Genomic DNA, 18,649 nt, shown 5'->3' with positions numbered 1-18,649 from the left:
TTTTGGCACTGAGTGACAAAATATTCATCCGCTACGAATCGTTTTTTTCGAGTGTCCAGGCAATGCCGACATCATATAGGACCAATAAAATACCTATTTATAAATATGAATATTGACGCAATCGCACATGAATTTGACTTCGAAACTCCCGAATATGTGTGACATTGAAGCCAACCCACCCTGAAAACTGCACGACAACATCAATCCGGACGAATTTTGAGTTATCTCAATCTTCCATTTCAGCAGCGCGTGCCATATTGAGAAACAATCATCCGTCACAATGAGGACGGCAGTTTTGAAACAGTGCCGGGACAGTGCAAGAATGCTCAAACGGATCGCCGCCAGTATTGTGGGCCTCGGCGCGGTGGGTGGCCTCGGGTTCCTCGCCTATGCGTGGTACCCCCCAATCGCCCCCATCTCCCCACCTTCAACCGCGTCCTTCTCCGCTGACGCCATCAAGCGCGGCGAAATCGTTGCGGCTGGCGGATACTGCGCAGAATGTCATACACGCGTAGACGGCAGCCCTGGCCCCGAACTGGCCGGTGACTTCAAGATGGCTACCCCGTTCGGTGACATCTTCTCATCCAACATCACGCCTGACCCGGAATGGGGTATCGGCAACTGGTCTCTGGCCGCGTTCAAGCGCGCCATGAACAAGGGCATTGCCCGGGACGGCTCGCAGCTTTACCCGGCTTTCCCGTTCGACCACTTCACGAAGGTCAACGATCAGGACGTCTCTGATCTGTATGCGTATCTGATGACGCGCCCGGCCGTGCATCTGAAGCCTCGTGACAACACGGTCCCCTTCCCGATCAACATCCGCCTGACCGGGCAGGGATTCTGGAAACTTCTGTTCTTCACGCCGGGCCGCTATCAGAATGACCCGAAGCATGATGCGCAGTGGAACCGTGGCGCCTATCTGGCCGAAGGCAACGCCCATTGTGGCGCCTGCCATACGCCGCGTAATCTTCTCGGGGCAGAAAAAGCAAGTCATGCCTATGACGGTGCCGTCATTGATGGCTGGATTGCGCCGCCGCTGAACGAACACAACCCAACGCCGGTTGTCTGGACGGAAGACGAATTCTTCCAGTACCTGCGCTTTGGTGTTGCCCCGCTCCACGGCTCTGCTGCTGGCCCGATGTCTCCAGTGCCGCATCGCTTCCTGTCCAAAATTCCGGAAGAAGATGTGCACGCCATCGCACATTATTATGCGGACGTCGCCAAGGCTGCCCAGCGCTCCCAGGGCGATCAGGCCGCCATTGCCCGTGCCATGCAGATGTCCGGCAAGGATCTGGTTGGCCCGCAGACGCTGGATGCCGATGCCCGCCTGTATCAGGGTGCCTGTGGTGCCTGCCACTACAACGCTGGCCCGCAGCCCGTTTCCGGCCGTCCGGAACTGGCTCTGAACAATGCGCTGTGGCTGGATGAGCCGAACAATCTCTTCCAGGTGATGCTGCATGGGATCGGCGCTGCCGAAGGTCAGGACAACATCGCTATGCCGAGCTTCTACACGGCCCTTTCGGACCATGACATGGCCCGCATCGCCGCGTATCTGCGCCGCACTCGCACCACCCTCCCCCCCTGGACGGATCTGGAAAAGAAGGCTGCGGCTGCCCGCGCCACACTGTCCGCACCGCCCGTTAACGCCTCGCACTGATCCGGGCAGGACAGGGAAACACGAAGATGACAACGAAATTTGAACTCAACGGACAGCCCGTTTCGGTCGATGCACCGGATGACACGCCCCTGCTGTGGGTCCTGCGTGACGAGCTGAACCTGACTGGCACCAAGTTTGGTTGCGGCATTGGTGAATGCGGTGCCTGCACCGTGCATGTCGGCGGTCGCGCTACACGCTCCTGCATTACACCGCTGGCCTCCATCGAAGGCGCCTCCATCACGACGATCGAAGGCCTTGATCCGGAAGGCAATCACGTCGTGCAGGTCGCCTGGCGTGACCAGCAGGTGCCGCAATGCGGTTACTGCCAGTCCGGCCAGATCATGCAGGCCGCAAGCCTTCTGAAGGACTATCCGACCCCAACGGATGCCGAGATTGACGGCGTCATGGGCGGTAGCCTCTGCCGCTGCATGACCTATATCCGCATCCGCAAGGCTATCAAGGAAGCAGCTGCCGCACAGCAGGGAGGCGCCAACAATGGCTAAAATCGAGCAGATTGCCCGCAAGTCGGACAAGGCCCGTCTTTCACGCCGCAGCTTCCTGATGACGGCCGCTGGGGCCGGTCTGATGTTCGGCTTCGCCCGCAAGGCCGACGCGTCCCAGACCTATCCGTCTGCCATGCCGCCGGAAGCCGCATTTGAGCCAAACATGTGGTGCGCCATCGCGCCGGACGGCTCCATCAACGTCAATGTCGTCCGTGCCGAGATGGGTCAGCACGTCGGAACTGCCCTCGCCCGTATCATTGCGGACGAAATGGAAGCCGACTGGGATCATATCAAGATCACGGAAGTGGACACGGCCCCGAAATGGGCCGGCAAGTTCGTGACCGGCGGTTCCTGGTCTGTCTGGGATACGTGGGACACGTTCCGTCAGGCGGGTGCCGCTGCACGCACGATCATGCTGGAAGAAGGCGCAAAGCTGCTCGGCACAACGCCAGATAAGTGCGTTGCCCGCAACAGCACGGTCACGGCTGGTAGCAAGAGCGTCTCCTATGGGGAGATCGTTTCCAAGGCTAAGCCGACGCGCAGCTTCACGGCGGATGAGATGGCAAAGCTGCCGCTCAAGCCCGCCAGCGAACGCCGCCTGATCAGCAAGCCGGTTCCTGCTCTGGATATTCCGGACAAGACGACCGGCAAGGCCATCTACGGCATCGACGTGAAGCTCGAAGGAATGGTCTATGGCCGCCCCAAGATGCCGCCGACGCGTTATGCTGCGAAGGTGCAGTCCGTCGATGACAGCGAAGCCAAGAAGATCCCGGGCTTCCTCCGCTATGTTGTTCTGGATGATCCGTCCGGTATCGTTCCGGGCTGGGTTGTGGCTCTGGCCAAAACCTACCCGGCCGCCATCAAGGCTGCGGATCTGCTGAAAGTTCAGTGGAACCCTGGCCCGACGATCAATGTCTCGGAAGCAGACATCATCGAGCACGGCCGCAAGCTGATTGCAGACCCGAGCACAGGTGCACGCGTCTTCAACGACAAGGGCGTGGATGAGGCTCTCGCCCACCCGGCACACAGCTTCGAGCGCAGCTATACCTGCGCATCCGTTGCGCATTACCAGCTTGAGCCGGTCAATGCCGTGGCACGCCATGTTGACGGCGTGTGGGAGATCCACACCGGCAACCAGTGGCAGTCCCTCGTTCTGCCGCAGCTCTCCAAGGCGCTTCAGGTGCCAGAAGAGCAGATTGTCATGCGCACCTATCTGCTGGGTGGCGGATTTGGTCGCCGTCTGAACGGTGACTATTCCATCCCGGCGGCTCTGGCGTCCAAGGCCATCGGTGGGGCTCCGGTCAAGCTGATCCTGACCCGCTCTGACGACATGGCGTTTGACTCCATCCGCTCTCCCTCTCTTCAAACGATCCGCGTCGCTCTCGATGCAGACCAGAAGAAGATCACGGCGATGGACTATGCCGCGACCGCTGGCTGGCCGACGCTCATCATGGCGCCTGCCTTCATGGCAAAGGGCGAAGACGGCAAGTCTTACGATCAGTTCGCCATTGCTGGTGCAGATCACTGGTACGAAACCGGCCCGACCCGGGTTCGCGCCATCACGAACGACCTGGCCAACAAGACCTTCCGTCCGGGTTGGCTCCGTTCCGTATCTGCGGGCTGGACGCCGTGGGCGCTTGAATCCTTCCTCGACGAAGTCGCCCACCAGACGAAGCAGGACCCGCTGGAGTTCCGCCTGTCCATGTTCACGGGCACGGGCCGTAACGCGGGCGACTCTCCGAATGCCGTCGGCGGCGCAAAACGTCAGGCTGCAGCCCTTCAACGCCTTGCCGAGAAGATCAACTACGGCAAGACGCAGCTTCCGGCCGACACAGGCATTGGCATCGCGACCAGCTTCGGTCAGGAACGCGGCATGCCGACCTGGACGGCTGGTGCGGCTCAGGTTCACGTTGATCGCAAGACCGGCGTGATTACCTGCCAGAAGCTCTGGCTGGTTCTGGATGCGGGCACGATCGTTGATCCGGGTGGCGCGCTGGCACAGACCGAGGGTGCAGCCCTCTGGGGTCTAAGCATGGCGCTGTTTGAGGGTACCGAAATCGTCAATGGCACGATCAAGGACAGCAACCTCAACACCTACACGCCAGTCCGTATTCCGGATGTGTCGGATATGGACATCGAGTTCATCCAGAATACCGAGAAGCCTACTGGCCTTGGTGAACCGGGCGTGACGGTTGTAGCTCCGGCCATCGGCAATGCGGTGTTCAATGCTGTGGGTGTTCGTCTGCGTCATCTTCCGATGCGTCCGGCGGACGTGCTGCGTGAACTGAACGGTCACAACAGCTAAAACCGGGCCTTATCGTCGCAATACAGAAACGCCGCGCCCCGGACTGGGACGCGGCGTTTTTTATGGCTGCATCAACCGTTGCGGTAATAATAGCTGTAGCCGTTCAAGGCCGGTGCGCCGCCCAGATGAACGTACAGAACCTTTGACCCATCCGGGAAATATCCTTTCTTCGTCAGATCAATCAGGCCCTGCATGGATTTCCCTTCATAGACAGGGTCCGTCATCATGGCTTCTGTACGCGCAGCCAACCGTATAGCTTCGTTCGTTTCTTCGGATGGGACCCCGTAGGCGGGATAGGCGTAGTCTTCGAGGATCACGATCTCATCATCCCGCACTGTCCGCCCGAGTTCCACCAGATCGGCTGTGCGGTCCACAATCTCCCGCACCTGCTCACGCGTCTGCGTCGGCGTTCCGGAGGCATCAATGCCAATGACCCGATCTGCACGATCCTGCGCCGCAAACCCGACAATCATCCCCGCCTGCGTCGAGCCTGTCACGACACATACGATGATGTAATCGAACGTGAAGCCGAGTTCCTTTTCCTGCTGCGCGACTTCTTCCGCAAAAGCAGCGTAACCGACACCACCATATTGATGAACGGAGGCACCAGCCGGAATGGCATAGGGCTTTCCGCCCGCATCCTTCACGGACTGAATGGCGTCTTCCCAGCTCTGGCGGATGCCGATGTCAAAACCATCTTCCACAATGCGGGATTCAGCACCCATGAGACGCGTCATAAGGATATTTCCGACGCGGTCATAAACAGCATCGTAATGCGGCACCCATTTCTCCTGCACGACAATGCATTTCATGCCCAGCTTGGCGGCTGTCGCTGCAACCATGCGGGTATGATTGGACTGCACGCCACCAATGGAAACCAGTGTATCCGCACCAGAGGCCAGAATATCGGGGACGATATATTCCAGCTTGCGGAGTTTGTTCCCACCCATCGCCATGCCGGAATTGCAGTCTTCACGCTTGGCGTAAATCTGCACTTGGCCGCCCAGCGCTTCGCTCAGCCGTGGCAGATGTTCAATGGCAGTCTTGCCGAAAGTCAGGGGGTAACGTTCGAATTTTTCCAGCTTCATGATCTGCGTCCTTGAAAGAATGACAGGCCACGAGGCGTAATAAATTTTATCCCGAAGGTGCTTTCTAATTTGATCTATATTTTCTTCTAAAAACCCATCAATCTCTATTTTTATTGAAGATATTATTAGTTCTCAGGATCATTATGAAAGATTCTTCCTCCCCTGATCTCGATGCCATTGACCGCAGGATTCTTCAGCTTCTGCAGGGAAACGGACGCATGTCCAACGCAGAGCTGGCGGAGCGTGTGAATGTCAGTGCCGCAACCTGCCATCGCAGGACGCAGCGCCTGTTTCAGGAGGGCTATATCCGCAGTGTCCGCGCGGACATTGACCCGGTGAAGGTCGGACTTGGAACCATTGCGCTGGTCGGCGTCGTGCTGGACCGCTCCACGCCCGAAAGTTTTGCCGAGTTGGAAGCCGCGGTGAAAAACATGCCCATGGTGCTGGACTGTCATCTGGTGGCAGGCGATTTTGATTATCTTCTCAAGATCCGCGTGGATGACATGGCCGATTTCAACCGTCTTCATGCAGAAAAGCTGATCGCCTTTCCCGGTGTTCGTCAGGCAAGAACGTTTTTCGTCATCAAGGAAGTAAAAGACAACGCACCACTGGCTTTCTAAACCTCAAATCAACCCGCCGTCTGGAACATGCACGGAAAGGCTTCTATTGTTTACGACACAATAGAGCCGAAGGTTTTGATGTCATGAGATTTTCCGATCTTTCCCAAGGAACGAAAACTGCCGACTGCGGGATTTCGGAATTTCAGGAATGTAGACCGGCCGAAAAGTCCGTTGGACCGTTCAAGATCTGGGAACTGACGGATCAGCGGGGATGGGTTCACGAATACCACTGGAAACGACCGACCGAAGACCTCAATCCCGTCGGTTTTTACACGGTCCAGGATCTCATTGTGACCCGGCCTGGCAGCACCATCCTCAACACGCATCTGATCTTTGACTGCGCCACAGGGCGGGACAACCAGCGCAGTATACCGCAGGAGGACGACTATTTTTCCCAGTCGCCCCGGAACAAAATCGTTATCGAAGAGCCCGTTATTGTCGCCGATGGTGTTTCGTTTGATATCTGGGGACATTGGCTGATTGATTATCTGCCTCGGTTTGGCGTCGTAAAATCCATGAGAGGAGAGCGATTTGCGGAACTGAAAATCCTTCTGCCACATTCGTCACCTGAGTGGATTTACCGTTTTTTGGCTCTCTCATGCGGCGTCAACAGAGACAATATCATCGGATATAATCCCGGCTCCGATATCGTTCTGTGCAAAAAGGCTATTCTTCCCTCATATTGCTACACGGAAGAATTTTCTTTCCACAGTTTCGTCAGGGATTTTTACAACGCCCTGAAACCGGGCATCAGTACCGAAAAAAAATCCCGCAAGGTTTTGGTGTCACGGTCAGACTTCTCACATGGCAATCGGCCATTCCCCAACCGTGCAGCTTTTGAATCCATGGCGGCAGAACGCGGCTATGAAATTATCCACCCCGAGAAGCTCTCTCTTGAAGAGCAGATCCAGATTTTTTCCGAAGCAGCCGCAGTAATTGGAGAACATGGATCAGGCATGCACAGCACACTTTTTTCCGGCCCTGATACTGTTGTCGGCTGCCTAGGCTTCTGGAATGCCGTTCAGTTGAACATTGGATATTTAATGGGTCATCAAAACGTCTATCTGACAAAAGGCTGCCAGTGGCCCACTCCGGAGAGAAACGAATTTCAAATTGGCTGCACCGAAGAGGATCTTCACAGCTTCCTCGATAAAATCGACGTTCTCATTCCATAGCCGGTAAAAAAATTCCCAGTCTGAACCTGAGAAACGCGGTTGTTCCAAAATAATGCTGTTGATGCATAGGCGATGTGCAAAACCTGCCTTTGAGGTATGGTTTCGCGTTTCTCTGCCAACAGCCATGGATCCCGTCTCCCATGCCTCTTTTTTCAACCGTCCGTAAGACGGAACGTTTCACAAAGATATATAAACGCTTCCGCCAGACCCTCGCTCTCAGCCTGACCGTTGGCAGCCTTCTGGCAGGAGCAGCGCAGGCCAAGGCTGATCCGCGCCTCGTCATTTTTGACGATGACGGTTTCAGCATCGCCCAGTGGATGATCCTCAAGGCGCCCAATGTGCGCGTACTGGGCATCACGACCGTCACGGGAGACGTCTGGCAGAAAGAAGCAACGAATGATGCGCTGCGTGGTGTGGAAGTGGCAGGGAGGGCCGATATCCCCGTCGTTCCAGGCGCAACGTACCCGTTTTTGAATTCCGAAAAGCTCACAGATCGCTGGGAAGCCCTGTATGGCAAGCTGATCTGGAAGGGTGTCTGGATGAAGAAATGGGTCGAGAAGACCGAACAGCCCCTGCCCTATTATCATGGCCCCGATGTCGTACCCGATCTGCCGTATGGCAACCCGGTCAAGAAGCCGGAAAACGAGCGTGCGGCTGATTTCCTGATCCGTATGGTTCATCAGTATCCGGGGCAGGTCAGCATCATCGCAACGGGCCCGATGACCAATATTGCACTGGCCCAGACGCTCGATCCGGAATTCGCCGGGCTCGCGAAAGAACTCGTCTACATGGGCGGTGGCCTGAACCCGCGCCAGACACGGCCCGGCGTTGTGGCGCATCAGTTCGCACGTGAGTTTCTGAACAGTCCCCGTCGTGAATTCAACTTCCGTCTGGACCCGGAAAGCGCAAGTGCGGCCCTCCGCGCACCGTGGAAGCACATCGTGATGGTTCCGGCCGATCCTTCAACGGACACAGAGCTGACGCCGGAATTCCTGAAAAAGCTGGAAGCAACCGGCACGCCAATCGGGCATGTCATGAAGTGGCATTTGAGTGGCTTCCCGCTCTGGGATGAAATTGCAGCATCCGTCTGGCTGGACCCGAGCATCATCACGGAAAAGCAGGATCTGTTCGTGGATGTAAACAGCCAGTTCGGTCCGGGCTATGGGGACGTGGTTTCCTGGACGCCGGGTTATGAGCCGGGTCTGGGTGAGCGTAAGAACGAGGTCGTCCTGCGCATCAATGTCCCGAAACTTGAAAAGCAGATCCTTGATCTGATCGGCAGCCCACAGGCCCCGGTCAGCGGTCGTCCTCTCCCCTGAACGACGAAGCCCCGCGGCACACTGCAGCGGGGCTTTTTTTATACGGCCGAAAGAGCCACCGGCTCCTTCGGCCACCGACGATGCAGCCAGAGCCACGCTCCGGGCCGGTCTCGGATCCACCGTTCCAGCGTCTCGTTCATGGCAACGCAGATGGACCGGATATCAGCATGACGATCGCCGGTACGTTCAGCCTGTAATGGCGCTTCACATACCATCCGGAACCGCCCTTCCCCCAGACGCACGATGTACACGGGAATGATGGGAAGATTAAAACGTAAGGCCAGTTGTGCCACGGCTGGGGCCGTCATGGCCTCACGTCCCAGAAACGGAATGGCAAGCCCGTCATTCATTTTCTGATCCACCAGGAAACCCAGTGATCCGCCATTCTGTAAATGGGTCAGAGCCTGCCGGGCCCCCTTGGGGCCTTTAGGGAACATTGTGCCGGTCGAGCCCAGGGCTTTCTGACGCATCTTTTGCGTCGCGCCCTCAATAGCCGGATTGGATGAGGCCCGATAAAAACCGGCAACCGGCACACCCAGACTGGCCGCAATTGGCAGGATCAGTTCCCAGTTCCCCAAATGGCCGGAGAAGAAAAGAGCCTGCCTCCCTTGTGCCTGAAGAGCGGCGATATGTTCTTCCCCTTCAATCTCCCAGCCCGGTCCAACCTCACTCCGCGTAAACGACGCCAGATGCGGGAGTTCCGTGACGTTTCTGCCAAGATTCGTCCAGACATCCTGAATAATCTGTTGTCGCGCATCCGCCGCAAGTTCCGGAAGAGCACGTTGCAGGTTCTGATCAGCGACCCGGGTAGCAGGGAGTTTCATCCCCACCCTGCGCATCAGCCAGCCACCGGCGTTAGACGCACGCTCTGGACCCACACCGCGCAGGATGCCGATCACGCTCCACAGCGCAGCGGATTGCATGTGATGGGAGAGGCGACGCAGAGCCGGGACGATAAAAGCCATAGGCAGATAATCGCCATAGAAAAAAGATAATCAATTTATGATTTGTATCTAAAGAATACGGATATACCTGAATTATATTTATACAGAAATAATACAGACATATAAAAACATAATTTATTTTTACTAATATGAAATTGTTCCTGAAATTACTTTTAAAAGCCCCTTCCTGCCCCCACATCTTGAAGCCACAGGAAGGGTCAACGTCTTCGTCAGGCCGGAACTCCAACCCTGTATGTCTGCGCAAAGTCCTGAAGAGCGGCCAGATACGTCTCGCGCTCTGCATCTGAGATCCACGCCGCCTCAAAAGCATTTCTACTGATCTGAAACAGTTCTTCCGGGGTCAGATCAGCAGCGGCCTGCGCCTTGGCGAGGCTTTCCGTCATATACACGCTCTGCATGTACCCGGGATCATCAGAGTTGATGGTAATTTTTAGACCTGCCGCCAGCATATCCCGAATGTCCTGACGGGACCGACCAGGACGAATGACGTCATTCGGGGATGGGCAAAGCGTAAACGTCACGCCTTTTTCGCGTGCCATGGTGATCAGTTCAGGCCTTTCCAGTACATTCAGCCCGTGATCCAGACGTTCGCTCCCAAGATCCTGAAGAGCCTGTCGGATGTGCTCATGCGTGTTCTCCTGATCGAGATCGCAATGCATGGTCAGGTGAAGCCCCATCGCTTTTGCACGGGCAAAGATCTTCGCAAACTTTGCAGGAGGGTTGCCTTTCTCGTCGGAGTCCAGACCCACACCAATGATGCGGCTACGGTCCGGCTGTTCCAGATAGGGCAGCGCCTGAGTGAAGGTTTCATCCGCCGATTCTGCACTCATCTCCCGGATGAAGCACATGATGAGACTGGACCGGATACCGAAATCGCGTTCAGCTTTCTCCTGTGCGGCATTGAAACCCCGGATGACAGTCCCGAAGTCCAATCCACGGCGGATATGCAGTTGCGGGTCAAAGAACATCTCGGTGTAGAGCACGTTCTGTTGCGCGACTTTCGCTAGGTAAGCATAGCAGAGATCGTGAAAATCCTGCTCGGTCTGTAACAGCTCCACGCCTTCGTAGTAGAACGCGAGAAAAGACGGTAGGTCATTATAAACATAGCCCTGCCGGATGTCTTCCACGGTACTGGACTTCAAAGGGTGATTGTTGCGCTTCGCCAGGCTGATCTTCAGATCTGCCTCCAAAGTGCCTTCCAGGTGGACATGAAGCTCAGCCTTGGGCAGCTTTTCCAGAAACTTCTGCATGGAGACAGCAGACATGATGGTTTCCTTACCGGTAGGGACAGGAAACCATCATGCGCGCTCAAGCGGAAATTGAAACGATCCCGATACGGTATTACTTTTTCGGGACAGGACGACAGGTTACAAGAGCCTTGTCATCCGTGGCACTGGAAAAGAGCGCATCGTCCCCTTTGCTCCACCAGATATACTGAGCAGCCGCATATTTTGCTCCATCAGCCGCAATGACATTCGAAAACACCTGCGTCTGGCCACTAATTTGCAGAACCGCGAGACTGATGTCACCTGCATTGAGGTACTGCACGGTCACGCGGTTTTCAGGGAGCGCCGCGAGCAGTTCTTTCGCGTTCCCATCCTTCGCGCTGCAAGTATAAACCGCTGTCTGACGGTCTACCTTCGTTCCTGAAGGCAACTTGATCTGTAGACTGCTTGTCGGTGCTGCCATAGCCACACCCGCTGCCAGGCAGAAGAAAGACACCAGACCGATCGAATATTTCTTCATCATTTGATCCTCCATGAAAGGCTAACGTCTCTCCCATTGCCTGAGACGCATCTTTCAGCCAGATTGAGCGCCCATCCTGTCAGGATGATGACACCTTTCCCCGAGCAAGGACGGACTGTGAGCTGGTTTTACGAAGAACACGGTAGCCGCAAAGGCCCGGTCTCCGAAGATGGCATGCGCGCCCTGGTGACCACGGGCATGATCGAGCACTCCACCCTCTGTTGGACCGAAGCCTTCGGAGCTGAATGGCACCCGGCAGGAAGCTGTGACTTCTGGCCGCCTCAGCCGGAAGGCGTGCCACCTGCACTCCCAGCCAGCCGGGTTTCCAACCGTTGGGCCTGGCTGAGTATTCTCGGGCCGTTTGTCAGCAGCATGATCGTCAATGTTCTGGCATGGTTCAGCGGTATGCCCGATCGGCAGTCCGGGATCATCGCTGTCATTCTCAGCTTTGCCATCATCTTCACATCCATGCTGACGGATCGTCGTGCGCTGATCGCCGCAGGCTTCCGCCCCGGATCACCCTTCTGGATTCTGATCCCGCCGCTTTATTTCTGGCGGCGCATCCGGTTCGTTGGTCGAGGGATGCTGCTGTTTTTCCTGTCCATGCTCGTGTTTCTGTTCCAGTTCGTTCCGTCATTTTCGGAAAGCTGGGACCTCGTCCGCCATCCGGGCGGCTTTCCCAGCTATGTCTCGCGTCATTACGACCTGTGATCAGCTGTCATAAGAAACGCTTGTAAAACTGCTCGGTCTTCCGGGCCTGATTCGCGAGACCATAAGCGGACAGGTCCCAGACCTGAGCAGATTGTTGCCTGAGGCGTCTCAGCCCGATGGATAATGCCTCTACATCATCAGGCTGCACGAGACAGGCTGGATCATTTCCCAGAATATCCAGCACACCTCCTGCTGCAGTCGCGCAGACAGGCAGCCCGGCCGCCATGGCTTCCAGAAGAACCAACCCAAACGGTTCCCGGCTTGAAGGCAGGACGAAACCATCGAATGCGGCGAATACAGCCGGAGCGTCTGTTCTGTAACCAGCGAAGATTACGCGGTCCTGCGCCAATTGTCCCTGCTCAAGAAACGATCGCTCCGGCCCATCGCCAATCAGAACAAGCCAGGTATCGGCCGACAGCCCGGCCTGTTTCCAGGCCTGAAGCAACAGATCAAACCGCTTTTCCGGAACCAGCCGCCCCATCGTACAGATAATGAAGGCGTCCTGAGGAATGTGATGCACGTTCCGGAAAGTGTTGCGAAGAACAGCCCGCTGCACCGCATCTAGTCTGGGCGGGATAGTCCAGTTCGAAATCACCGCGTTTCGACCTCTCCATCGCGTCGGCAAACTGTCCTGCTGCCACTGCGCAATACAGATCAGTCCATCATGGGCGCCATAACTGCGCCCATGATACGCGTTATGAAGCGTGCCAATGAGGGGTGTTTTGCCTGCGATCCCAGCTTTCTTCAGTGCGCCAGCCCGGATGGACGCCTGACCCAGATGCGTATGAACGACATCGAATGAGCCGCCGTGCATCAGCCTGGCCAGACATCCCAGATATCCACGCCAGTCCGCCCGGACGATCCGAACGGCAGGAGCGAGATGATGTGCGATATCCCCGCCAGTTCTGAAGTCTGCCGTCTGACTTTCCAGAAGGAGTGTCACATCATGGGAGCATGCCTGAAACGCCGTCAGTTCAGCGACATGTCGCTCGGTTCCGGCAAATTCCCGCGTTGAAAGACAGTGAAGAATTTTCACCGCCTTCCCCGATCAGTTGATGCGCCCAGCCGTGGACCAGACACCTTCAATAATTGGTCCGCTGCGTGAAGACATACGCTGACGGGGCGGCTGCGGCTGACAGGACACAAAATACAGCCCCATCACGAATGTCAGCTGCGAAAGCGTCATAAGCTGAGCCAGGATCCAGCCAATCCCGATCCCATCCAGCCCGCGGAAGAGCTGATAGATCAGAAACGCAATGGCGATCATACGCATGCTGAGCATCATCGGCCGCAGAGGGTTCATCATACCCGGTCGGATCAGGGGAACCGTCTTTTTCATGCCCAGAAAGAAGGCCAGGTTCATGAACCAGATGAGAGACGTGTCAATCAGTCCTCCCAACGTCACACCAAACAGAATGATCGGCAGCAGCAGAGAGGCACCAGTCAGCATCAGTGAACCAAGCTGGAAGCTTAGCCCAAGCTGAACTGCCGACAGCCCTGAAGGCAACCGGTTGGCCACTGGCTGAAAAATCCGATCAATCAGCCAGTCATCACAGCGAACGATAAAATTGGAAGACGTCATAATACTTCCGTTCTTAGCGGCCACCGATCCAGCACGTCACATGATTTTTTATTCATCCTTCGGCAATCCCGCTCCCGTAGACAGCATCCCCGACAGTCGATTTACTGTCTGGCAGACCATTTTACCCGCAGGAAGTTAACATCCTATGCCCGGTTTTTCCCGCCTGACCCGTCTGACACTGCTTGCAGCCTCCATGCTGGCACCGCCCGTTCTGGCGACCGCACAGGCCGCGCCCGCAGTTCCACAGGCCAGCACGGCAGCACCGGCAACGATCACACGGGCCACGCTGCCCAACGGCCTGCGGGTCGTAATCGTGCGGGACACGCTGGCCCCCGTCGTTCAGACGATGCTCAATTATGAAGTAGGGTCCGTCAACGCACCCAAAGGCTTTCCGGGCACGGCGCATGCTCTTGAACACATGATGTTCAACGGCTCGCAGAGCCTGTCACGCGATCAGCTTTCCACGATCAGCGCGCAGCTTGGCAACAATGACAATGCGGACACCACGTCTGACGTTACACAATATTATTTCAAAGCTCCGACAGCCGATCTGGATGTTCTTCTGCGGATTGAAGCCGGGCGGATGCGCGGCCTGAACATCACCGAGAAAGAATGGGCACATGAACGCGGCGCGATCGAACAGGAAGTGTCCCGCGACCTTTCCAGCCCGATCTATCGCTACCTCTCGCAGGTCCGCGGTGCGCTGTACGCTGGCACTCCATACGAGCACGATGCCCTTGGAACGCGCCCATCCTTCGATGCAACGACAGCTCCATTGCTGAAGCAGTTCTACGAATCCTGGTATGCCCCGAACAATGCCATCCTCGTCATTACAGGGGATGTGGACGCGCAGGAGACGCTCAAGAAAGTCGAGGCTGCGTTTGGCGACATTCCGGCTGCCAAGCTCCCCGAACGCTCGACTGTCACTCCTACGCCTGCAAAGGCTCAGTCTCTTGCGCTGGATACAGATCTACCCATCGGTCTCGTGACCATGGCATGGCGGATGCCGGGGCAGCGTGACTCGAATTATGCGGCTGTTACGCTTCTGGCAGATGCGATCGCAAGCCAGCGTGGTGCCCTCTTCGGACTGGTTCCGGATGGCAAGGCGCTGGATGCGGGCTTCATGTACGATCCGGATGCACAGGCCGGTCTGGCCGTGGCCTATGCCGGTTTCCCAAAGGGCGCGAACCCGGATGAACTGCGCCATACTCTGGCATCTCTGATGGACGGATTCCGCAAGAACGGCATCCCAGCCGATCTGATCGAAGCCGCCCGGCGCAAGGAAATCGCCTCGCTGGAATTTAACGCCAACAGCATTTCCGAACTGGCTGAGAACTGGTCCCAGGCCGTGGCCATCCAGCATCTGAACAGCCCGGACGACATGATTGCGGCTTTCCGCAACGTCACCAAGGCGCAGGTGGATGATCTGGCCAAAGCCCTTCTGGACCCACAGCACGCAATCAGCGCCACCCTGACACCAAGCGAGAAGGGCAAGGCCATCGGCGGCAAGGGCTTTGGAGGAACTGAATCCTTTAATACGCCACCCTCCGGCAAGGTTGCCCTGCCGACATGGGCCGAGGAAGCACTCGCACGTCTGAGCATCCCGGCTGCCGCACCACTGCCGACAGCCTATACGCTTCCGAACGGTCTGCATCTTCTCGTTCAGCCCGAGCATGTCAGCCATACCGTGGAACTCGTAGGGTCCATCCGGCAGAACCCATCGCTGCAACAGCCTGCCGGGAAAGAGGGCGTCGCCAGCCTGACGGCTGATATGTTCCTGTACGGCAGCACGAGCCATGACCGTCTGGCACTCGCCAGTGCTCTGGATGACATTTCGGCCGATGAAAGTGCGGGACCCGGCTTTAGCCTCAGCACCCTGACGCAGAATTTCAGCGCCGGTCTTTCCCTGCTGGCAGAACACGAACTTCACCCCGCTTTCCCGGAAAAAGCATTCCATGTCACACAGATGGAAGCCATTCAGGCGCGGGCTGGCGAGCTTCAGTCCCCGGCCTACCGTTTCGGGCGTGCCACACGTCATGCGCTTGTGCCAGCCAATGATCCGACCCTCCGGGAAGCTACCCCAGCCACGCTGAGCAAGATCACGCTGGACGACGTGAAGTCCTACTACGCGACAACCTATCGCCCGGACCTGACAACAATCGTCGTCGTGGGTGACATCAGCCCGGAAGATGCCAAAAATCAGGTTGAGAAGGCTTTCGGAGGCTGGAAGGCTGCGGGCCCCGCACCGGTTGTTGACCTGGCGTCCATTCCGCTCAGCAAAGCGTCTCAGGCCGTCATCGCCGATCCGGGACGCTCGCAGGACGATGTGAAGCTGGTGGAAACCATCGGGATGAAGGTCACAGACGCAGACCGTCATGCTCTGGCGGTCGGCAACGAAATCCTTGGCAATGGCTTCTCGTCCCGTCTGATGCAGGATCTACGCGTTCGAACCGGATATGTTTATGGGGCGGGCAGCGGCTTCAGCTATTCCCGGACACGCAGTTCCTTCGGCATCAGCTTCGGTGCAGACCCGGATAAGGTGAACAAAGCCCGGACGCTCGCTATCAAGGATGTGCAGGATATGCGAACCCAGCCGGTCTCGCAGGAGAGCCTAGACCTTGCCAAAGCGTCCCTGCTCCGTCGTCAGCCCATGACCCGCGCCAGCTTCGGTGCGCTGGCAGGCAGCTATCTGGATCTGATCGACCTTGGCCTTCCCCTGAACTCTCCCGCAGAGGCAGCCAAAGCAATCTATGACATGACCCCCGCTCAGGTTCAGGCCGCTTTCAGCAAATGGGTCCGTCCTGAAGACCTCGCCCAAATCGTTCTGGGACCTCAACCTAAGTGAAGTCTAAAAAAATGCCGGGAAAACCCCGGCATTTTTATTGAGAGCCCCTAATCAACGATTTTGATGCGAAACGCGATATTGCTCACAGTGCCGGTCGAATCCCCGACATCCACGAGAACAAGGTCAAACCCTGTATATCCAGCAGCTGGGCGATAATGCAGGGCTGTTGCGGGAAGTTTCACCGTATTACAATGAAAACGTGGATTTAGCTCAACAAACTGCGGAAATGTGGAATAGTCCCCGAGATACGCCGTTCCATGGACCGGGGCCTTCCTGATCTTCAAGACCTGATAAATATTTGTCGAACAGTCGACATTTACTGACTGCCATGACGAAATGATAACATCGCTGTCTTTTTTGATGATCTTGTCGACGAAACGATAATAATTGGACGCTGGAACAGACACGACCCGTCTTGAGACCTGCTTCTGGGGCGTGTTCATGACAGTGGCAGTTGTCTGCACACATCCTGCAAGGGCTAGGCACGTGAGGCTGTAAAAGCCCTTCTTGAATTTATATCGCATCATGCTGCTGCAAAGCTCCCAACGAAAGATCCATTCCGTCAGGATCTTTATGAAATATTACTTCACGCTTCTAATTTGAGACAATACATTTCAGTCCTTCTTCTAAGACAATGCTTAAAGGTTAGGTTTCCTAAGACGCAGCCAACGTCCTAACGCCAAACCGTCATCACTGCTCCACCCAGAACAATCAACGTTCCCCCAATACAAACCGGAAGCGTTAAAGTCTGGCCAAAAGCAAAATAAGCGACAATCTGTGCTGCGACGAAAAACAGAGCCACATACACCCCCATCAGCCGTCCGAAATCCCAGTCAGGCAGATTGACCGTAATTCCATAGATCAGAAGTACGGCACCCCCAGCTGCGATGAAGCCAGCCCTACCCAGCCCGGTCGAATGCAGACCGGACCGTACAAGCGCATCCCCCCCAACTTCCAGAAAAGCCGCCAGTGTCAAAAGGACCGCAAGCCAGACAGTCTGCATTAGAAACACTCCTTCAAAGAAAAAGCCGGGCACGAGCCCGGCTTTCCGTATTCACCAGTCGATCAGGAGTCTCTTATTTGAGAAACCCTTCTGACTGCAGCACAGCCAGCGCCTGCTTGATACGATGGCTGTAAAGATGTTCCGCTTCCGTCCGCGCCTGAGCCTTACGGGTCATGGCCAAACGGGCTTCATCATCGCCAAGATATTTCTCGACCAGATTTTCAAAGTCGATCCGGTTGGAGAACACAGGAATTTCGTCAGCTTCATAGTACCGACGGATTTCATGCGTGTCTTCATGGAACACCTGAAACGCGCCAGCCAGAGCCGCCTCGAACGTCCGCGGACCCGGAGTAGAGGGAGCAATCACGAAACGCTTGTTCTCGAAATGCAGCGAACGCCCCAGGTTCAGAACCAACTTCGAGCGACGATACAGTTCCACAAGCTGGGATTTCTCGATGCGAGCATCCGAGAAACCGATCCCGAGTTCCCCCCAGCCCGGACCAACAATCTTGATGTTCAGATTGCGCAGGACCGGCAGAAGATTGCGGACGATGTCTTTACGGCTGGTGAATGCCACGCCACAGAACAGGACGTCGATGGTCTTTTCGACGTTCTCTTCAATCGGCATGTAGTGCAGCTTGGGGCTGGCTGCGAGCGGCAGATGGAACACCCGGTCACGCTGGTAGAAATTATGGCCCCAGCGATCGCATGAGAATACAACGTCAAAGTCATCAGCGATGCGGTAGTTCGCATCCTGCTCATAAGGATCTTCTGTTGCCCAGAAGACCGTTACGGCACCAATCTTCTTGGCTTCCCGGCAGACTTCACCGAAATACGTGCTTTCCGGCAGGTAAGAGCCAATGGCAAAAACGATTGTAGGCTTCAGAACTTTGACGGACGCTGCAGCCGCAGAGATATGAACGGCCGTTACGTTCTCTTCGCCAAAGCACTCCGCCCAGCCATCCATGATGGATTCACGAATCTGCGCGTTGGCCTGGCTCTCATAGCGGCCGCCGCTACACACCAGCACACGTCCGGTCAGGCCAGACACGTTCCGCTCTGCTTCAGCGGCATGTTCTTTCACTTCTGTGGTCATAGCCTCACCTGTTTCCTTACACTCTCATAGCCTG

17 protein-coding genes are annotated in these 18,649 nt (G+C 56.3%); 8 read left to right on the top strand and 9 right to left on the bottom strand.

The genetic code is table 11. The features are described 5' to 3' along the window. Window positions 1-322: 322 nt before the first annotated feature. The 3 genes from GFR01_RS00650 to GFR01_RS00640 are packed head-to-tail and all read left to right on the top strand — an operon-like array spanning window position 323 to window position 4,465. Window positions 323-1,657: a c-type cytochrome gene (locus tag GFR01_RS00650; RefSeq protein ID WP_099180894.1), complete on the top strand. Its 1,335-nt coding sequence runs from the start codon at window positions 323-325 to the stop codon at window positions 1,655-1,657. Window positions 1,658-1,683: 26 nt separating this feature from the next. Further along, the gene (locus tag GFR01_RS00645; RefSeq protein WP_007283244.1) at window positions 1,684-2,160 is read left to right on the top strand and encodes a (2Fe-2S)-binding protein; all 477 of its coding nucleotides are present in this window, start codon (window positions 1,684-1,686) and stop codon (window positions 2,158-2,160) included. Continuing rightward, window positions 2,153-4,465: a xanthine dehydrogenase family protein molybdopterin-binding subunit gene (locus GFR01_RS00640; protein ID WP_099180893.1), complete on the top strand. Its 2,313-nt coding sequence runs from the start codon at window positions 2,153-2,155 to the stop codon at window positions 4,463-4,465. The genes GFR01_RS00645 and GFR01_RS00640 overlap by 8 nt, the downstream gene beginning before the upstream one ends. 71 nt (window positions 4,466-4,536) lie before the next feature. Here GFR01_RS00640 and GFR01_RS00635 read toward each other — a convergent pair whose 3' ends face one another. Continuing rightward, the gene (locus tag GFR01_RS00635) at window positions 4,537-5,553 is read right to left on the bottom strand and encodes a 1-aminocyclopropane-1-carboxylate deaminase (RefSeq protein ID WP_218016644.1); all 1,017 of its coding nucleotides are present in this window, start codon (window positions 5,551-5,553) and stop codon (window positions 4,537-4,539) included. A gap of 143 nt (window positions 5,554-5,696) precedes the next feature. On the opposite strand from GFR01_RS00635, the gene GFR01_RS00630 reads away from it, so the two are divergent. The 3 genes from GFR01_RS00630 to GFR01_RS00620 all read left to right on the top strand — a co-directional run bounded on the left by GFR01_RS00630 (window position 5,697) and on the right by GFR01_RS00620 (window position 8,667). Then, entirely contained in the window at window positions 5,697-6,173 is a 477-nt protein-coding gene (locus GFR01_RS00630; protein ID WP_099180891.1) for an Lrp/AsnC family transcriptional regulator, read from the top strand. Window positions 6,174-6,256: 83 nt separating this feature from the next. Further along, complete coding sequence (locus GFR01_RS00625) at window positions 6,257-7,348, top strand: glycosyltransferase family 61 protein (protein ID WP_099180890.1); 1,092 nt, start codon at window positions 6,257-6,259, stop codon at window positions 7,346-7,348. Window positions 7,349-7,488: 140 nt separating this feature from the next. After that, entirely contained in the window at window positions 7,489-8,667 is a 1,179-nt protein-coding gene (locus GFR01_RS00620) for a nucleoside hydrolase (protein WP_099180889.1), read from the top strand. A gap of 38 nt (window positions 8,668-8,705) precedes the next feature. Here GFR01_RS00620 and GFR01_RS00615 read toward each other — a convergent pair whose 3' ends face one another. The 3 genes from GFR01_RS00615 to GFR01_RS00605 form a co-directional block, all read right to left on the bottom strand. After that, window positions 8,706-9,632 carry a lysophospholipid acyltransferase family protein gene (locus tag GFR01_RS00615; protein WP_099180888.1) on the bottom strand — a complete coding sequence of 309 codons (927 nt, stop codon included), beginning with the start codon at window positions 9,630-9,632 and terminating at the stop codon, window positions 8,706-8,708. Between the two features lie 209 nt (window positions 9,633-9,841). After that, window positions 9,842-10,897: an adenosine deaminase gene (add, locus tag GFR01_RS00610; RefSeq protein ID WP_099180887.1), complete on the bottom strand. Its 1,056-nt coding sequence runs from the start codon at window positions 10,895-10,897 to the stop codon at window positions 9,842-9,844. 76 nt (window positions 10,898-10,973) lie between these two features. Continuing rightward, window positions 10,974-11,381 carry an MliC family protein gene (locus GFR01_RS00605; protein ID WP_099180886.1) on the bottom strand — a complete coding sequence of 136 codons (408 nt, stop codon included), beginning with the start codon at window positions 11,379-11,381 and terminating at the stop codon, window positions 10,974-10,976. Between the two features lie 114 nt (window positions 11,382-11,495). Here GFR01_RS00605 and GFR01_RS00600 point away from each other — a divergent pair, with 114 nt between their 5' ends. Then, window positions 11,496-12,089, top strand: a complete 594-nt coding sequence (locus tag GFR01_RS00600) for a DUF4339 domain-containing protein (RefSeq protein WP_099180885.1) — start codon at window positions 11,496-11,498, stop codon at window positions 12,087-12,089. 7 nt (window positions 12,090-12,096) lie between these two features. Here the strand turns inward: GFR01_RS00600 and GFR01_RS00595 are convergent, their stop codons facing one another. Together GFR01_RS00595 and GFR01_RS00590 are read right to left on the bottom strand one after the other, a co-directional pair. Then, window positions 12,097-13,125, bottom strand: a complete 1,029-nt coding sequence (locus GFR01_RS00595; RefSeq protein ID WP_099180884.1) for a glycosyltransferase — start codon at window positions 13,123-13,125, stop codon at window positions 12,097-12,099. Between the two features lie 12 nt (window positions 13,126-13,137). Then, window positions 13,138-13,671 (bottom strand): hypothetical protein, encoded by a 534-nt coding sequence (locus tag GFR01_RS00590; protein WP_099180883.1) that lies wholly within the window; start codon window positions 13,669-13,671, stop codon window positions 13,138-13,140. Between the two features lie 145 nt (window positions 13,672-13,816). Here GFR01_RS00590 and GFR01_RS00585 point away from each other — a divergent pair, with 145 nt between their 5' ends. Continuing rightward, window positions 13,817-16,516: a M16 family metallopeptidase gene (locus GFR01_RS00585; protein WP_099180882.1), complete on the top strand. Its 2,700-nt coding sequence runs from the start codon at window positions 13,817-13,819 to the stop codon at window positions 16,514-16,516. A gap of 47 nt (window positions 16,517-16,563) precedes the next feature. Here the strand turns inward: GFR01_RS00585 and GFR01_RS00580 are convergent, their stop codons facing one another. The 3 genes from GFR01_RS00580 to GFR01_RS00570 all read right to left on the bottom strand — a co-directional run bounded on the left by GFR01_RS00580 (window position 16,564) and on the right by GFR01_RS00570 (window position 18,615). Continuing rightward, window positions 16,564-17,043: a hypothetical protein gene (locus GFR01_RS00580; RefSeq protein ID WP_099180881.1), complete on the bottom strand. Its 480-nt coding sequence runs from the start codon at window positions 17,041-17,043 to the stop codon at window positions 16,564-16,566. Window positions 17,044-17,189: 146 nt separating this feature from the next. Next, window positions 17,190-17,519, bottom strand: coding sequence for a hypothetical protein (locus GFR01_RS00575; protein ID WP_099180880.1), 330 nt, complete (start codon window positions 17,517-17,519; stop codon window positions 17,190-17,192). A 73-nt stretch (window positions 17,520-17,592) separates the two neighbouring features. Beyond that, complete coding sequence (locus GFR01_RS00570) at window positions 17,593-18,615, bottom strand: CgeB family protein (protein WP_063904479.1); 1,023 nt, start codon at window positions 18,613-18,615, stop codon at window positions 17,593-17,595. Window positions 18,616-18,649: the final 34 nt, after the last annotated feature.

It is taken from the genome of Gluconobacter frateurii (assembly GCF_002723955.1).
Taxonomy (GTDB): Bacteria; Pseudomonadota; Alphaproteobacteria; order Acetobacterales; family Acetobacteraceae; genus Gluconobacter; species Gluconobacter frateurii.
The sequence above is the reverse complement of the archived record's forward strand: the minus strand, read 5'-3'. Positions and strand labels throughout refer to the sequence as shown.

Coding starts and splice junctions, on each gene's coding strand:
- GFR01_RS00605 (WP_099180886.1), bottom strand. CDS start 11,381: ATGATGAAGAAATATTCGATCGGTCTGGTGTCTTTCTTCTGCCTGGCA.
- GFR01_RS00625 (WP_099180890.1), top strand. CDS start 6,257: ATGAGATTTTCCGATCTTTCCCAAGGAACGAAAACTGCCGACTGCGGG.
- add (WP_099180887.1), bottom strand. CDS start 10,897: ATGTCTGCTGTCTCCATGCAGAAGTTTCTGGAAAAGCTGCCCAAGGCT.
- GFR01_RS00635 (WP_218016644.1), bottom strand. CDS start 5,553: ATGAAGCTGGAAAAATTCGAACGTTACCCCCTGACTTTCGGCAAGACT.
- GFR01_RS00615 (WP_099180888.1), bottom strand. CDS start 9,632: ATGGCTTTTATCGTCCCGGCTCTGCGTCGCCTCTCCCATCACATGCAA.
- GFR01_RS00620 (WP_099180889.1), top strand. CDS start 7,489: ATGCCTCTTTTTTCAACCGTCCGTAAGACGGAACGTTTCACAAAGATA.
- GFR01_RS00640 (WP_099180893.1), top strand. CDS start 2,153: ATGGCTAAAATCGAGCAGATTGCCCGCAAGTCGGACAAGGCCCGTCTT.
- GFR01_RS00650 (WP_099180894.1), top strand. CDS start 323: ATGCTCAAACGGATCGCCGCCAGTATTGTGGGCCTCGGCGCGGTGGGT.
- GFR01_RS00645 (WP_007283244.1), top strand. CDS start 1,684: ATGACAACGAAATTTGAACTCAACGGACAGCCCGTTTCGGTCGATGCA.
- GFR01_RS00585 (WP_099180882.1), top strand. CDS start 13,817: ATGCCCGGTTTTTCCCGCCTGACCCGTCTGACACTGCTTGCAGCCTCC.
- GFR01_RS00570 (WP_063904479.1), bottom strand. CDS start 18,615: ATGACCACAGAAGTGAAAGAACATGCCGCTGAAGCAGAGCGGAACGTG.
- GFR01_RS00590 (WP_099180883.1), bottom strand. CDS start 13,671: ATGACGTCTTCCAATTTTATCGTTCGCTGTGATGACTGGCTGATTGAT.
- GFR01_RS00575 (WP_099180880.1), bottom strand. CDS start 17,519: ATGCAGACTGTCTGGCTTGCGGTCCTTTTGACACTGGCGGCTTTTCTG.
- GFR01_RS00580 (WP_099180881.1), bottom strand. CDS start 17,043: ATGATGCGATATAAATTCAAGAAGGGCTTTTACAGCCTCACGTGCCTA.
- GFR01_RS00630 (WP_099180891.1), top strand. CDS start 5,697: ATGAAAGATTCTTCCTCCCCTGATCTCGATGCCATTGACCGCAGGATT.